Annotated in this window: 12 protein-coding genes and 1 rRNA gene; 4 read left to right on the top strand and 9 right to left on the bottom strand. The window is 44.8% G+C overall.

Features of this window, described 5'->3' with window-relative positions; genetic code table 11:
* The 9 genes from AS034_RS19345 to dnaA all read right to left on the bottom strand — a co-directional run.
* Nucleotides 1–195 (bottom strand): 16S ribosomal RNA (locus tag AS034_RS19345); the annotation flags it as partial.
* A 341-nt stretch (nucleotides 196–536) separates the two neighbouring features.
* Nucleotides 537–1,649 carry an HD-GYP domain-containing protein gene (locus AS034_RS19340; RefSeq protein WP_058299812.1) on the bottom strand — a complete coding sequence of 371 codons (1,113 nt, stop codon included), beginning with the start codon at nucleotides 1,647–1,649 and terminating at the stop codon, nucleotides 537–539.
* A 185-nt stretch (nucleotides 1,650–1,834) separates the two neighbouring features.
* Nucleotides 1,835–4,384, bottom strand: a complete 2,550-nt coding sequence (gyrA, locus tag AS034_RS19335) for a DNA gyrase subunit A (RefSeq protein ID WP_032087144.1) — start codon at nucleotides 4,382–4,384, stop codon at nucleotides 1,835–1,837.
* Nucleotides 4,385–4,710: 326 nt separating this feature from the next.
* Nucleotides 4,711–6,633, bottom strand: coding sequence for a DNA topoisomerase (ATP-hydrolyzing) subunit B (gyrB, locus tag AS034_RS19330; RefSeq protein WP_032087235.1), 1,923 nt, complete (start codon nucleotides 6,631–6,633; stop codon nucleotides 4,711–4,713).
* 47 nt (nucleotides 6,634–6,680) lie between these two features.
* The gene (gene remB / locus AS034_RS19325) at nucleotides 6,681–6,935 is read right to left on the bottom strand and encodes an extracellular matrix regulator RemB (protein ID WP_032087143.1); all 255 of its coding nucleotides are present in this window, start codon (nucleotides 6,933–6,935) and stop codon (nucleotides 6,681–6,683) included.
* Between the two features lie 9 nt (nucleotides 6,936–6,944).
* On the bottom strand, nucleotides 6,945–8,063 hold the full coding sequence (recF, locus tag AS034_RS19320; protein ID WP_032087142.1) for a DNA replication/repair protein RecF: 1,119 nt from the start codon (nucleotides 8,061–8,063) through the stop codon (nucleotides 6,945–6,947).
* Between the two features lie 17 nt (nucleotides 8,064–8,080).
* Complete coding sequence (gene yaaA / locus AS034_RS19315; RefSeq protein WP_032087141.1) at nucleotides 8,081–8,299, bottom strand: S4 domain-containing protein YaaA; 219 nt, start codon at nucleotides 8,297–8,299, stop codon at nucleotides 8,081–8,083.
* 336 nt (nucleotides 8,300–8,635) lie between these two features.
* Nucleotides 8,636–9,772 (bottom strand): DNA polymerase III subunit beta, encoded by a 1,137-nt coding sequence (gene dnaN / locus AS034_RS19310; RefSeq protein WP_058299811.1) that lies wholly within the window; start codon nucleotides 9,770–9,772, stop codon nucleotides 8,636–8,638.
* Nucleotides 9,773–10,244: 472 nt separating this feature from the next.
* Nucleotides 10,245–11,588: a chromosomal replication initiator protein DnaA gene (gene dnaA, locus AS034_RS19305; RefSeq protein ID WP_032087139.1), complete on the bottom strand. Its 1,344-nt coding sequence runs from the start codon at nucleotides 11,586–11,588 to the stop codon at nucleotides 10,245–10,247.
* Between the two features lie 1,138 nt (nucleotides 11,589–12,726).
* Between dnaA and rpmH the strand changes: the two genes are divergently transcribed.
* The 4 genes from rpmH (at nucleotide 12,727) to jag (ending at nucleotide 15,020) form a co-directional block, all read left to right on the top strand.
* The gene (gene rpmH / locus AS034_RS22510; RefSeq protein ID WP_071617052.1) at nucleotides 12,727–12,861 is read left to right on the top strand and encodes a 50S ribosomal protein L34; all 135 of its coding nucleotides are present in this window, start codon (nucleotides 12,727–12,729) and stop codon (nucleotides 12,859–12,861) included.
* 107 nt (nucleotides 12,862–12,968) lie between these two features.
* Entirely contained in the window at nucleotides 12,969–13,340 is a 372-nt protein-coding gene (gene rnpA / locus AS034_RS19300) for a ribonuclease P protein component (RefSeq protein WP_032087137.1), read from the top strand.
* Between the two features lie 280 nt (nucleotides 13,341–13,620).
* Nucleotides 13,621–14,406, top strand: a complete 786-nt coding sequence (gene spoIIIJ / locus AS034_RS19295) for a YidC family membrane integrase SpoIIIJ (RefSeq protein ID WP_032087136.1) — start codon at nucleotides 13,621–13,623, stop codon at nucleotides 14,404–14,406.
* Nucleotides 14,403–15,020: an RNA-binding cell elongation regulator Jag/EloR gene (gene jag / locus AS034_RS19290; RefSeq protein ID WP_058299810.1), complete on the top strand. Its 618-nt coding sequence runs from the start codon at nucleotides 14,403–14,405 to the stop codon at nucleotides 15,018–15,020. Before spoIIIJ ends, jag begins: the two co-directional genes overlap by 4 nt.
* Nucleotides 15,021–15,261: the final 241 nt, after the last annotated feature.

Raw genomic sequence — 15,261 nt, 5'->3', positions numbered from 1 at the left:
CATGCGAGGAACTAAATTATCCGGTATTAGCCCCGGTTTCCCGGAGTTATCCCAGTCTTACAGGCAGGTTACCCACGTGTTACTCACCCGTCCGCCGCTGATCTCAGGGAGCAAGCTCCCATCGATCCGCTCGACTTGCATGTATTAGGCACGCCGCCAGCGTTCGTCCTGAGCCAGGATCAAACTCTCCGATAAAAGTTTGAATAGCTCTTGTTTGCAACGATTAAATCGTTGCGGTAAATCTAGAATTAACGTTGACGTATTGTCTTGTTTTGTTCAGTTTTCAAGGTTCAATTTGTTGCGTCTGCTCCGTTTGAAGCGACTTTATTAATATATCATCTTGTCCGACTTCCGTCAACACTTTTTTATTATTTCGCAAAAACATTTTTTAACGAATCAATATGTAATGTCTCTCTTTCGGACAACAAATAATAGTATACATGCCTTCAAGCAGTTTAGCAAGGTTTTTTTATAAAAAATAACCCGGGAAAATTCAGACCCCTCCCGGATGATAGAAATGCCATGTTTATATAGCCTTAACCCAATACTTCCGTAATATAAATATCCTTACTCAGCGAGAGATCAAGCAGTTCTTCACTGTTGTTCAGTTTCACAATCGGCTTCGTGTAGATATTGGTTTTTGTATAGACTACTTCACCGTAATCCCCTGTTGATAGTCTTACAGCTGTCCCGATATCCAAATCACCCATCAACTGCATGAGTGCGTTCACTACTTTTATATCAAATTTGCCGAAGAGGTCTTTGCTGATCATGTCCAGCACCTTGAAGACCGGCTGCCGGCTTCGATAGATTCTCTCCGAGGTCATGGCATGGAACACATCGGCGATTCCGATGATCTGTGAATACAAATGGATGCGGTCGCTCTTTTCGGAAGTCGGATAGCCTGTCCCATCGAAACGCTCATGATGCTGGAAGATTGCAAGTTTCGCTTCTGGTTTCAATAGAGGGGAATCCTTTACCATTTTATATCCGTTTGCTGTATGAAGCTTGATTTCTTGAAATTCACTTTCAGAAAGGGGCTTCTCTTTTTTTAAGATGGTTGATGATACTTTTGCCATCCCGCAGTCGGCCAGTACACCTGCCAGGGCGAGTTGATTGACCTGTCCGCTGTTAAGCCCTGCTTTCTTTCCGAGCATGGCGCTTATGATGCTGACTGCAAGGGGGTGATGATAGATATAGTCTTTTTTCGTAGAGTACTGGTTCAATGAATAGAGCAGGAATTTATTCTGTTCGATCGTTTTAATGAGGGGAAGGGTGATTTCCCTCATCTTTGCAATATTGATCGGCATCCCTGATTGCCAGTTCGTAAACTCTTTTTTGAATTCCCCTACGCTTTCCAAATAGATATTGATGAAGCCTTTGTCCGTCCCGGTCTCAGGTGAGCCGGATCCTGCAGGCTGATCTGCTTCTGAAGCATCCGGCTGGGATGGGAGTTGTTTTGACCTGTGGTGACGGCCGTCCGCTTTTGTTTTCTCAATTTCGATTTCAGTGATATTGAATGCCCGGAGGACTTTGATATGTTCATCTGTTAATACTGTATTTTTTGGAATGATTGGGTTTGATGTCATTCCCATGACCTCTTTTTCCAGAATACAGCCCGCTTCCACTTCGTCTCGATGCACTTTCATGTTATTACACCTCAAATCATCCTTTTCTATATAGGTTTATTTTACCAAATTAAAGGCATATTGGTTTATTTTTTGTAAAGTTATTTTTTATTGAAATAACGTTCCCTTGCTTGCACAACCATCTTTGTACAAAAAAAGCTATTCCCTGAAGAAGATGACTTCCTCAGGAAATAGCTTTTCGTTATTTATTCTTCTGAATCATCGGTTGATTCGTTATGGTCTTCTGGATTGTCTTGAGTTGGTTCATTGCCTTCAACCGTCTCTGCATCTTCGGATGTTTCAACAGGGGCTTCTGTTTCTTCATCTTCTTCTTTTTCCACTTTGGCTACTGTAGAAACGAATTCACTTTCCTGAAGACGGATCAGTTTGACACCCTGGGTGTTACGTCCGGTTGTGGAGATATCATTGACGTCCATACGGATCAGGACTCCGTGGGCGGTGATGATCATGAGATCTTCTTCGCCTGTCACGGCTTTGACGGCAACCAGTTCACCGTTACGTTCGGTGACGTTGCATGTCTTCAGTCCTTTACCGCCGCGGGTCTGGACTCTGTATTCACTTGCAGGTGTACGTTTACCATAGCCGTTGACCGTTACGACCAGGATATCGCTCTTCTCTTCAAGGATCTCCATGCCTACGACGATATCGTCATCAGAGAGGTTGATCCCTTTAACACCGGTTGCGGTCCTTCCCATTGAACGGACATCGGTTTCAGGGAAACGGATCAGCATTCCTTTTTTCGTACCGATAATCATGTCTTTGTCACCGTCGGTCAATTTGACGGAAATCAATTCATCATGTTCCCTGAGGTTGATGGCAATCAGTCCGTTGGTACGGATGTTGGCAAAATCAGAGACAGGCGTACGCTTGGAGATGCCGTGCTTGGTCGTAAAGAACAAGTACCAGTCATCCACGAACTCTTCTACGCGGATCATCGCGTTGATCCACTCGTCTTTCTCTACGCCGAGCATGTTGATGATCGGAAGTCCTTTTGCCGTACGGCTGAATTCAGGAATTTCATACCCTTTGGCACGGTATGCTTTCCCTTTGTTCGTAAAGAAAAGGATTGTATCATGGGTGGATGTTGTGAGCAGATGTTCAACAAAGTCATCACCCGTCGTGCCCATCCCCTGGATTCCCCGTCCGCCGCGCTTCTGGCTGCGGTAAGTGGAAACAGGAAGGCGCTTGATGTAGCCGTTGTGAGTAAGTGAAACCACGATGTTTTCACGCGGGATCAAATCTTCATCTTCAATATTTTCAATTCCGCCTGCAACGATTTCAGATCTTCTTTCGTCGTTGAAGCGTTCTTTGATTTCAATGAGCTCTTCCCGGATGATTTCAAGAACTTTTTCATCGTCGGCCAGGATCGCTTTCAGTTCAGCAATCAGTTTTACAAGCTCCTGATATTCATCTTCGATCTTTTCGCGTTCCAGTCCTGTCAAGCGTTGGAGACGCATATCAAGGATTGCCTGTGCCTGCTTGTCAGATAGCGAGAATTGCTCCATCAAACCTTGTTTCGCGAGGTCCGTCGTCTGGGAACCGCGAATGAGGGCGATGATTTCATCAATATGATCGAGCGCAATCCGGAGACCCTCAAGGATGTGGGCTCTTGCTTCCGCTTTACGCAATTCAAACTCGGTTCTGCGGCGGATGACAACGCGCTGGTGATCCAGATATTCCACAAGGCACTGCTTGAGGTTCAACACTTTCGGCTGACCTTTGACAAGGGCAAGCAGATTGATCCCGAAGCTTGTTTGAAGTGCAGTCTGCTTATATAGGTTGTTCAGCAGGACATTCGCATTGGCATCTTTCCTGACTTCGATGACGATACGCATACCGTTACGGTCGGATTCATCGCGAAGATCCGTGATGCCGTCGATCTTCTTGTCACGGACTAGTTCCGCGATTTTTTCAATCAGTTTTGCTTTGTTGACCTGGTAAGGGATCTGATGGACGATGATCGTTTCTTTCCCGTTGCTCTTCTGTTCGATTTCGACACGGGCACGCATCGTGATGGATCCTTTACCTGTTTCATAAGCGCGGCGGATGCCGCTTCTGCCCACAATCAAGCCGGCAGTCGGGAAGTCCGGGCCATGAATGTGTTCCGTCAATTCCTGGATTGTGATGTCAGGATCTTTACTTAATGCAAGAATCCCGTCAACCACCTCACCAAGATTATGAGGCGGAATATTCGTCGCCATTCCAACAGCGATACCTGACGATCCATTCACCAGAAGGTTTGGGAAACGGGCCGGCAGTACTTCCGGTTCGCGTTCGCTGCCATCATAGTTATCTTTGTAGTCGATTGTATCTTTATTGATATCACGGATCAGTTCCATCGATATCTTGGACATGCGTGCTTCTGTGTAACGCATCGCTGCCGCAGCATCCCCGTCGACAGAACCGAAGTTTCCGTGGCCATCGACAAGCATGTAGCGATAGTTGAAATCCTGAGCCATACGCACCATCGTGTCATATACCGCTGAGTCACCATGGGGGTGATACTTACCGATAACTTCACCGACGATACGGGCAGATTTCTTGTATGCTTTGTCCGCTGTCATCCCCAGGTCGTTCATCGCGTATAAAATACGGCGATGGACCGGCTTCAATCCGTCACGGGCATCGGGAAGGGCACGGGAAACGATGACGCTCATCGCATAATCTAGGAATGAGGTGCGCATCTCATTACTTATATTAATCTCTTTAACATTTGATTTTGGTGTTTCGGCCATAGTATAAGGGACCTCCTTTTAAAGAAAGATTTGGACCTTTCTCTTTGTTAACCTTGTCCGCTATGTAAAAGACAGGATAGATTGATGTGTCTATCCTGCTTTTTCTCTAAAATGTTCTGTTAAAACCGGGCCGTTGATTTCCGCTGCGGACGCTCGCTTTCCGCGGGGCGGGCGGTGAGCCTCCTCGGCGCTTTACGCCTGTGGGGTCTCACCTGTCCCGCGCATCCCGCAGGAGTCGAGCGTCCTCCGCTCCAATCAACTAAGCAGTGCAGTCAAAGGTATATTTAAATATTTGCTAATCGTCTATTGAAAAGTCAAAACCAATCCTAAATATCCAGGTTCTTAACGTAAGCAGCATTCTCTTCAATGAAGTTACGTCGAGGTTCTACTTTGTCACCCATGAGGATTTCAAAGGTTTCATCGGCTTCGATGGCGTCCTGCAGGCTTACTTGAAGCAGTGTTCTTGATTCAGGGTCCATTGTGGTTTCCCATAGCTGCTCAGGGTTCATTTCCCCTAGACCTTTGTAACGCTGGATACCAGGTTTCGGTGTAGGTGAAATTTCTGCCAGGATGCGGTCGAGCTCTTTATCGTTGTAGGCATATTCGATTTTCTTGCCCTGCTGAATCTTATACAACGGCGGCTGAGCGATGTAGATGAATCCTGCTTCGATGATCTGTCTCATATAACGATAGAAGAACGTCAGGAGAAGCGTACGGATATGGGCACCATCGACATCGGCATCGGTCATGATGACGACTTTATGGTATCTCGCCTTGGAGATATCGAAGTCTTCCCCGATCCCTGTACCGAGTGCCGTGATGATCGCTCGGACCTCATTGTTCGACAGGATCTTGTCAAGGCGTGCCTTTTCAACGTTGATGATCTTACCGCGCAGCGGAAGAATCGCCTGGAAATGACGGTCACGGCCCTGCTTGGCAGATCCGCCGGCTGAGTCACCCTCAACGACATAGATTTCACTGATGCCCGGGTCCTTTGAAGAACAGTCCGCCAGTTTACCCGGCAGGCTTGAGATCTCAAGTGCACTCTTACGGCGTGTTAGCTCCCTTGCTTTCTTCGCGGCCATACGCGCACGTGCAGCCATGAGTCCTTTTTCGACCACTTTCCTTGCCACGACCGGATTCTCCAGGAGGAATGTTTCCAGATGTTCAGAGAACAGTGAATCCGTGATCGTCCTTGCCTCTGAGTTCCCCAGTTTCGTCTTTGTCTGTCCTTCGAATTGGGGATCCGGGTGTTTGATCGAGATGATGGCTGTCAAACCTTCACGAACATCCTCACCGGAAAGATTGGCGTCACTTTCTTTGAAGACGTTATTTTTACGCGCATAATCATTGATGATACGGGTCAGGGCCGTCTTGAATCCCGACTCATGCGTCCCGCCTTCATGGGTATTGATGTTATTCGCGAAAGAATAGATATTGCTGGCAAAGCCGTCATTGTACTGAAGGGCGATTTCAACCGTGATATCGTCCTTTTCACCTTCAATAAAGATCGGCTCTTCATGGATGACTTCTTTCGAACGGTTCAAATGCTCTACATAGGATTTGATTCCGCCTTCGTAATGATAATCTTTGCGCTTTCCTTCACCGCGCTTATCTTCAATGCTCAACTGAATGCCTTTATTCAAGAAAGCCAGTTCCCGAATACGATTCGCGAGTGTTTCATAGTCATATTCAGTCGTTTCTGTGAAAATTTCAGGATCAGGGGTGAAGTGGGTGATGGTTCCCGTCTTGTCGGTTTCTCCGATCACCTTCAAATCAAAACTCGGTATGCCTTTTTCAAACTTCTGATAGTGAATTTTCCCGTCCCGGTGGACATGCACTTCAAGTTCTGTTGAAAGGGCGTTGACGACAGACGCACCGACACCGTGGAGTCCTCCGGATACCTTGTATCCTCCGCCGCCGAATTTACCGCCTGCGTGAAGCACGGTCATGATGACCTCTACAGCCGGGCGTCCCATCTTTTCATGAATCCCGACCGGAATTCCGCGACCGTTATCGGTAACGGTGATGCTGTTGTCTTCTTCAATGATGACTTCGATTTCATCACAATATCCGGCAAGTGCTTCGTCGATACTGTTATCCACGATTTCCCACACCAAGTGATGCAGACCTCTTCCGCTCGTTGAACCAATATACATTCCTGGTCGTTTACGTACGGCTTCCAATCCTTCTAAAACCTGAATCTGATTTTCATCATAGGATTGACCTTGTGCTTGTTTTTGTTCCATAGCCATGCCGATTCACCTACACTTTCTAACCTTTCGGGCTTGTATTCCTATAATAAATTCTCATAGTTTGAGTATTTCTTTGATCGTTTCTTAAGCGTGCTGGATGCCAGCGGGGAAAGATACAATTGATTTTTCGTGATAACGAGAGATTTATATGAACCCTTTGCAAGATTACAAAGGTGATTATCTTTATTTTTTAAAAAGAGCTGTAATTCTTCTGAAAACTGTACGGTGTCCCGATCGATGATTGCGATGATATCGTCGGTCCGGACCATGACATCTTCTCCGACATGAATGTACAATGCAGCACCTCATTTCAGTCTTTTCATAGTTCCCGCTTCCACTTCGAACTGTGCCGCCTCGTTAAGCGTCTGATGGTCGATCCCGTCAACATTGGTGGTCGTGACAAAGGTCTGTACCTTGCCTTGTATGGTGTTGAGCAAATGGGACTGACGGTAATCATCGAGCTCCGACAGCACATCATCCAAAAGGAGGATGGGATATTCTTTTATTTCAGAATGGATGAGTTCGATTTCTGCCAGTTTCACAGAAAGGGCCGTTGTCCGCTGCTGCCCCTGCGATCCGAAGGTCTGGACGTCGCGTCCGTTCACGATGAATTGCAGGTCATCACGGTGCGGGCCTGCCAGGGTGACGCCGCGATCAATTTCCCGCTCGCGTATCCCTTCGAATTTCCGTTCGTATACCTCTACCATTTTTGACCATTCTTGATCATCTGATACATCCAAAGACGGTTTATAAAGGATTTCCAGCGTTTCGAGGTTCCTTGAGATCCCTGAATGGATCGGCTTTGCCCAACTTTCGAGCAGCTGGACGAATTCAAACCGCTTCTTGACGATCTTGACGGCGACTTCGATGAATTGTTCCGTCAGGACCTCGAGCATCGTCTGATCGGTCTGTTTCCTCGTCTGCAGCAATTTCAAATAATGGTTCCGCTGTTGTAATATTTTTTGATATAGGCTGATATCATGTAAATAAACAGGCGAAACCTGCCCGATTTCCATATCAATAAAACGACGCCTAACTTGAGGGCTCCCTTTTACCAAATGGAGATCTTCAGGCGCAAACATGACAACATTCATATTACCGACATATTGACTCAGCTTCTGCTGTTCAAGATGATTGCACTTTGCTTTCTTGCCCTTTTTTGAGAGGACAAGTTCCAAAGGCAGCGGTCCGTTATATTTTTGAATCCTGCCTTTTATTTTAGCATATTCCTCGTCCCAGCGGATTAAATCTTTATCATTCGACGTCCGGTGGGATTTCGCCATCGCAAGCACATAAATGGACTCCATGATATTCGTCTTCCCCTGGGCATTCTCCCCGAGGATGACATTCACCTTATTCTCGAAATCCACTTCAATCGAATCGTAGTTCCGATAATTTTTCAGTTCCAATTGTTCAATAAACATGGACATAACATCCTTTTTTATTCTGCGGCAACCACAAAAACCCCTACTTCCGGAATCTCGACTTTATCGCCGACCGCAAGCTTTCGTCCTCTTCTCTGGTCCTGTTCGCCATTTATGTATACCTCGTATTCACTCAAAAACCATTTAGCCATGCCTCCGGATTGAATCACATCGGCAAGTTTCAGGAACTGCCCGAGCGTGATGATCTCCGTTGAAATCGTGACTTCTTTCTCCACTAAAATCACTACTTTCCGTATAAAGTCTCTAATATCTTATTTTACTCTAAATCTCCTTAAGTCACAACTAACGAAAGATAGAAGGGCTATAAGCTTACTGGGAGACGAAAATGAAGATGGAATAGTATCAGGGAATAAGCACTCGGAAATTTTTCGGGGAATGCGGACGAAAAATGGGATTTGCGGACAATTTTTTTGATATACGGACAAACATCAGCGGATTCGGACAATTTTCAAGAGTTTACCGACAATTCGACAAGAATCACCATTTTTCACAACACAATTTCATAAAAGAAAAAACCGATACCTATTCAGGGGGTATCGGCTTTTACACTATTAATACGTTCTAACCGGCAGGATCAGTTGAAGGATCGAATCGTCATGAAGCGGTTTTAAGACGAACGGTCTCATCGCTCCAGTGAAATTCACGTAGATCTCGGTTCCTTCGATCGCTTTCAGTGCATCCATCATGTATTTCGCACTGAAGGAAATCTTTAGTTCTTCCCCTTCCACAGATTGACTTTGAACCTGCTCAATGACTTTTCCGATTTCAGGTGTATTGGAGGAAATCTCGATCATTCCGGCATCCAGGGTCGAAAGTTTCACAACATTATTGCGCCCTTCCCTTGCCAAAAGCGAAGCACGGTCGATCGCCTGCAAGAATTCCTTCGTTGTCAGCGTCAGTTCCGTCTTGGTATCGGACGGGATCAAACGGCTCGTATCAGGATAGTTCCCTTCAAGAAGTCTTGAGAAGAATAAAAGATGTTTCGCTTTGAACAGCACCTGGTTTTCAGTAATGACGATTTCAACCGGCTCGTCCGTGTCATCAAGAATCTTGTTCAACTCATTCAAGCTCTTACCCGGGATGACGATGTTATAAGACGCATCATGGTTCGTTTCGATCGGAGCCTTTCTCATTGCCAGCCTGTGACTATCTGTTGCAATACAGCTCAGCTCGCCGTTTTCGATCTGACAGTTTACACCTGTCAAGATGGGGCGTGTTTCTGAGGTGGACACTGCGAACACAGTCTGTCTGATCATCGTCTTTAGAAGGTCTGTGGAAACTTTGATTCCATTTCCTTCTTCAATCTGAGGCAGATGAGGATATTCTTCAGGATCCAATCCATTCAGGTTGAATTCAGCTTTGCCGGAACGGATGACCGTCTGGAAGTGATTCAAGACTTCGATTTCCACCGTGTCTTTAGGCAGCTTCTTTACGATTTCACTGAAAAACTTAGCCTGGAGGACGATTCCGCCTGTTTCCTGGATTTCTACAATCTCTGAACCATCTTCTTCAGCAGGGATGAAGGATTCAATGGAAATATCGGAGTCGCTTCCTGTAAGGGTTACGCCGTCTTCGGTTGCTACGATTTTGATTCCTGTAAGGATAGGGATCGTGGTTCTGGACGTTACGGCTTTCATGACATCTTGAACGCTTTGAACAAGATCGTCCCTCTGAATAACAAATTTCATGATTATTTCCTCCAATTTGCACATAATTTTTTGGACTGAATCATATATTAATAATTTATTTAAAAAAGTAATAGTACTAGTAGGGCCTGTTGATATGTGGATAAGTGTGTGAATTGAACGGAAACACAGCCTATCCACATGTGGACAGACTGTGTGCTAGTTGGTCTCGGTTATCAACAGTATTCAGTTTTGATATTTACGATTATCAGAAAAAGACTCTTGAATACCGCAGTTGATTTCCGTGCAGGACTTCGCTTTCCGCGGGCGAGCGGTGAGCCTCCTCGGCTGCGCCTGCGGGGTCTCACCTAACTCGCTTCTCCCGCAGGAGTCTGCGTCCTGCACTCCAATCAACTGCTGGAACCAGCCAATATCACTAAAATCTATTAATGTCAGCTATCCTACTAATTCATTGAAAACCCTTCTGATAGCTAATGATTGAACAGTTTCCCTCCGGCCAATCTAATACTCTTAATTATTTCAACGAATCCCTGATGTCTTTCAGCTGCTGCTGGAGGAGGGCGTCTGCTCCGAGCAGGGTGCTGATTTTTTCGTGGGCGTGGATGACGGTTGTGTGATCGCGGCCGCCGAATTCTTCGCCAATTTTAGGCAGGGAGGAATCTGTCATTTCCCTGGATAGATACATGGCGATTTGACGCGGGAATGCGATGGATTTTGTTCGTTTCTTTGCTTTGAAATCCTCGATTTTCACGTTGAAATGCTCGCCGACTACGCGCTGGATCTCCTGGATCGTGATGGCCTTCGGCTTTGAACTAGGAATGATATCCTTCAATGCCTCTGCCGCGAGATCTGCGTTGATATCTTTATTGATAAGCGATGAGTAGGCAACGACCCGGATCAGGGCGCCTTCAAGCTCTCGGATGTTCGTGTCGATTTGATTGGCAATATAAAGCATGGCTTCATTCGGGATATCCAGGCCTTCCGCTTTTGCCTTTTTCCTTAAAATCGCGATTCTCGTTTCCAGATCAGGTGGAGTGATATCGGTGATAAGGCCCCATTCAAAGCGGGAACGCAGACGGTCCTCGAGTGTCGGGATTTCTTTAGGAGGCCGGTCACTTGAGATGACGATCTGCTTGCTTTCTTCATGCAGTGTATTGAATGTATGGAAAAATTCCTCTTGTGTCTGTTCTTTACCGGCCAAGAATTGAATATCGTCAATTAACAGCACATCGACGCTCCGGTATTTGTTGCGAAAATCGACCGCTTTGTTGTCACGTATGGAGTTGATGAACTCATTCGTGAACTTTTCGGAAGATAAATAGACCACTTTTGCAGCAGGATTATGTTCGAGCACATAATGACCGATCGCATGCATCAAGTGAGTCTTCCCCAGGCCGACACCCCCGTAGATAAATAACGGGTTGTAGGCTTTTGCAGGTGCTTCCGCCACTGCCAATGATGCAGCATGGGCGAAGCGGTTGCCTGAGCCGATGACAAACGTATCGAATGTATATTTGGGATTCAGCATGTTCTGGTTCAGATCATACTGATCATCGTCTTTTGATGCCTTTTTCGGCGGGACTGGAATATCAAACTCTTCCGGCTCCTGATTCTGGGGAATAATGAATTTGACGACCAGTTCTTCGCCGGTTATGTCATACAGCACTCCTGAGATTAACTGAGAATAACGACCTTCCAGCCAATCTCTCGCAAACTCATTCGGAGCGGTAATCACAAGAGTATCCCCTTGGATGGAGTGAGCCTTCGTCGATTTCAGCCATGTGTCGAAGCTTGGCTTACTGATTTTCTTTTCGATATTTTCCAAGGCTTTGCTCCAAAGATCCCCGATATTCTCCAAACCTGATCCCTCCTTTTCTTTATCTTTGTCCGGCAGAAATGCCAGTTTTTCGTGCGTGTACAACCTCTGTATAACTTGTAAACGATGTAAATCTCGTCATCTTATAAAAATACAATGTACTGAATGTGGAGAATATATATAATAAGGAAAGAAAATGGTTAGTCGACAATATCCACCACCTGTGGACAAGGTTTTACAAACCATCTGAATAAGTTACCCACATGATATCCACATTTTGTGGATAAGTAAATTTCGTAATTGCAGTTATCAAGAGTGAAAACACAATAATCATATCAAAATATCCTTAGGGGTGCAATGGTTTTTAAATTTTATCCACAACCCCTGTCAGCTGTGGAATTAAATTGTCCACAAGGAGTTAACTTGTGAAAAACCTGTCAATACCTGCTGTGGATAAATAAAAATCATGTCGAAATCTATCCACAGGGTGATTTTTTTGGAGTTGGGAGAAATTTTGTAGAAGGAATTAAGAGAGGGAAAAAATTATTGAGGAGTTTTATTACCGCTTATGATTTCCGTGCAAGACTTCGCTTTCCGCGGGTAGCCCGTGAACCTCCTCGTCACATTCGTTCCTGCGGGGTCTCACTTGTCCAGCTGCAGGGCTCTAAGCAAAGCTCTTCCGCTTTTCTAATAAGCTACTCTTCCCGCAGGAGTCTTCGTCTTGCACTCCAATCAACGCTAGATCCACTAGATATATAGACACCACTTATCCCCCCCAGTAAAAAATTAATCTGTCTACTTTAATAAGTTATATTTCTATATTAGAAAAGATATAATTCATCTATAAATAAGAGAAAGGCATTTCCCGCTGACTACTAGTGATTTTTATTACAATCTATATTAAAAAGACAGAGTGGATTGGAGCTGGAGGCATTTGACTCCTGCGGGAAGAGAGAAAAGGTCGAGACCCCGGAGGCGGAACGGTCGACGATTTAGCTGTCCACTCCGGAAATCATAAGCGGCAATTGGAGCATTAAAAAAAGATTCAATAATCCATTAGTAAATTTTACATAACCAAAAATAAAATGATATGAGTGTTGACTTTTTATGGTTGTCGTCTTTATAATAGTGGAGAATGTCTTTAACATATGAAGATGAACCCTTCAGGGAGGTGCAATAGATGAAAAGAACGTTTCAACCAAATAGACGTAAAAGAAGTAAAGTACACGGTTTCCGTGCGCGTATGAGCTCTAAAAACGGACGCAGAGTATTAGCTCGCCGCCGTGCTAAAGGAAGAAAAGTATTATCTGCTTAGACCACTGAACTGACTCAGTGGTCTTTTTTTCTAGTAAATGGGCAAAAATGATTAAGATCTTCTATTAAATGAAAGACTTAAGAAAAACAAAAAAACAGGTGTGGGTTATGAGGAAAGAACAGCGAGTTAAGAAAAACAAAGAATTTCAAGAGATATTTAAAAAAGGGACATCGTTTGCAAACAGGCAATTTGTTCTTTATTCCTTAAAACAGGAAGAAGCCCAGCCTTTCCGGATCGGGATTTCCGTGAGCAAGAAAATCGGGAATGCTGTGTGCCGGAACAGAATCAAGCGGTACATCAGGCAGGCTTTCTTAGAATTGCGTGAAGACGTTCAAGATAACCACGATTATTTAATCATCGCCAGGAAACCGGCGGCCGACATGGATTTTCATGAAGTGAAAAGCAGCATCACGCATGTTTTAAAGCGTGGAAAAGTTTTGAAAAAGACTTCTTATGGCAAAAATGATAGAAAAAAGTAAAAAAGTATTTACTATTTAGACAAGTTTCAGCATCACAAGCCTTTGAAAAGATGTTACAATACGAAGGATTGTACTTTTTAAGAACGGGTTGGGGTAATCGTGTCCCCGGCTATTGAAAGAAGGCTGTTTTCTGCTAGATTGCACTTGTTCTTGCACCGGATAGCTTGATTGGTTTGGGAGAGTGTGAAAGCTATAATGGGTGCACGGATTAGCAATGTGCTGAAAACATAATACGCTGAGTACGCCTTGCAGAAACATATTAGTTGGGAGGAAAATAAGGGTGAAAAAGAGACTGATAGCCCTGATGGCAATTATCGGGCTAATGACTGTTTTATCCGGCTGTTCAGAATATAATCAGCCAATCACACCTGAGAGTACAGGTTTTTGGAATGAATATATTGTATGGCCATTATCACAATTAATTACGATGGTAGCGGATTGGTTCAATGGTTCTTATGGTCTGGCGATCATCATCGTCACATTGATCATTCGTTTAGCCATCTTACCGTTAATGATCAAACAAACGAAGAACTCAAAAGCGATGCAGGCACTTCAGCCTGAAATGAAAAAGCTTCGTGAAAAATACAGTTCTAAAGATGCACAGACTCAACAAAAACTTCAACAGGAAACAATGGCATTATTCCAGTCACACGGAGTCAATCCTCTGGCAGGGTGTTTCCCATTAATCGTCCAAATGCCGATCCTGATCGGATTTTATCACTCAATCGTTCGTACAAGAGAAATTGCAGAACATAATTTCCTTTGGTTCGACCTTGGTGAACGGGATATCATCCTTGCGGTCGTAGCCGGTATCACAACATTCATCCAGCAAAAGCTGATGATGGCGGGTACAGCGGATCAAAATCCTCAAATGGCGATGATGCTTTACATCATGCCGGTGATGATCGTGATCTTTGCAATCAACTTCCCATCAGCACTTGCCCTGTACTGGGTAATCGGTAATATCTTCATGATTGTTCAAACGTACTTCATCAAAGGTCCGGATATCAGAGAAGTACAAGCTGCGAAAGCAAAAGCCGGTGGTTCGGGAGGAAAGAAAAAGTGAGAGAAGTGAAAGCGACTGGTCAAACGGTGGAAGAAGCCATTGAATCAGCCTTGTCTCAACTGAACATCACCAAAGAACAAGCAGAAATTGAAGTGTTAGATCAAGGTAAAAAAAGTCTTTTCGGACTGTTCGGGGGCAGACCCGCATCCGTCCAGGTAAGGAAAGCAATTGATCCGGTGGAGACAGCGAAAGAATTCTTATTATCTGTTGCCCGTGAGATGGGAGTGGAGGCTTCCATCGATGTGGAGGTAAACGGAAGAGATGTAGAATTCCGTTTAGCCGGTGAAAAAATGGCCCTTCTGATCGGAAAACGGGGGCAGACATTAAATGCACTTCAGCATTTGACCCAATTGGCAGCGAACAAGGAGTCCGACCAGTTTTTAACCATACTTTTGGATGCCGAAAACTATCGTGAGCGCCGACGCCAGACCCTGACGAACCTCGCAGAAAGGCTTGCGGATAAAGCACTGCGCACAAACCGCGCTGTTTCGCTTGAACCGATGCCTTCCTATGAACGCAAAGTGATCCATACCGCATTGGTCAATGCGAAAAAAGTGGACACCTATTCAGAAGGCCGGGAACCCAACAGATATATCGTGATCGCACCTAAATAAATTGAGAGAGACGATTCCTTTTTTGAGGGGTCGTCTTTTTTATTGTTTTTTATGGGTGGATGATAAATTGCCGCATGAATTGCAGCCGGTAGTTGAAGCAAGCGGCGAAATTTGTCGTTTTTTGGTAGGTGTGTGGCTGAAACCAGGGGTATGGGGCGTTTTGATAATAAAATCGTTTTTTTTGATAATAAATCCTCTGTTTTTATAATATAATTGGATTTTTGATAATAAACACTCCGTT

Origin of the sequence: [Bacillus] enclensis (assembly GCF_001456935.1) — a bacterium.
In the GTDB taxonomy this organism is placed as follows: domain Bacteria; phylum Bacillota; class Bacilli; order Bacillales; family Bacillaceae_B; genus Rossellomorea; species Rossellomorea enclensis.
Note: the sequence above shows the minus strand (reverse complement) of the source record. Positions and strands in the feature narration are given on the sequence as shown.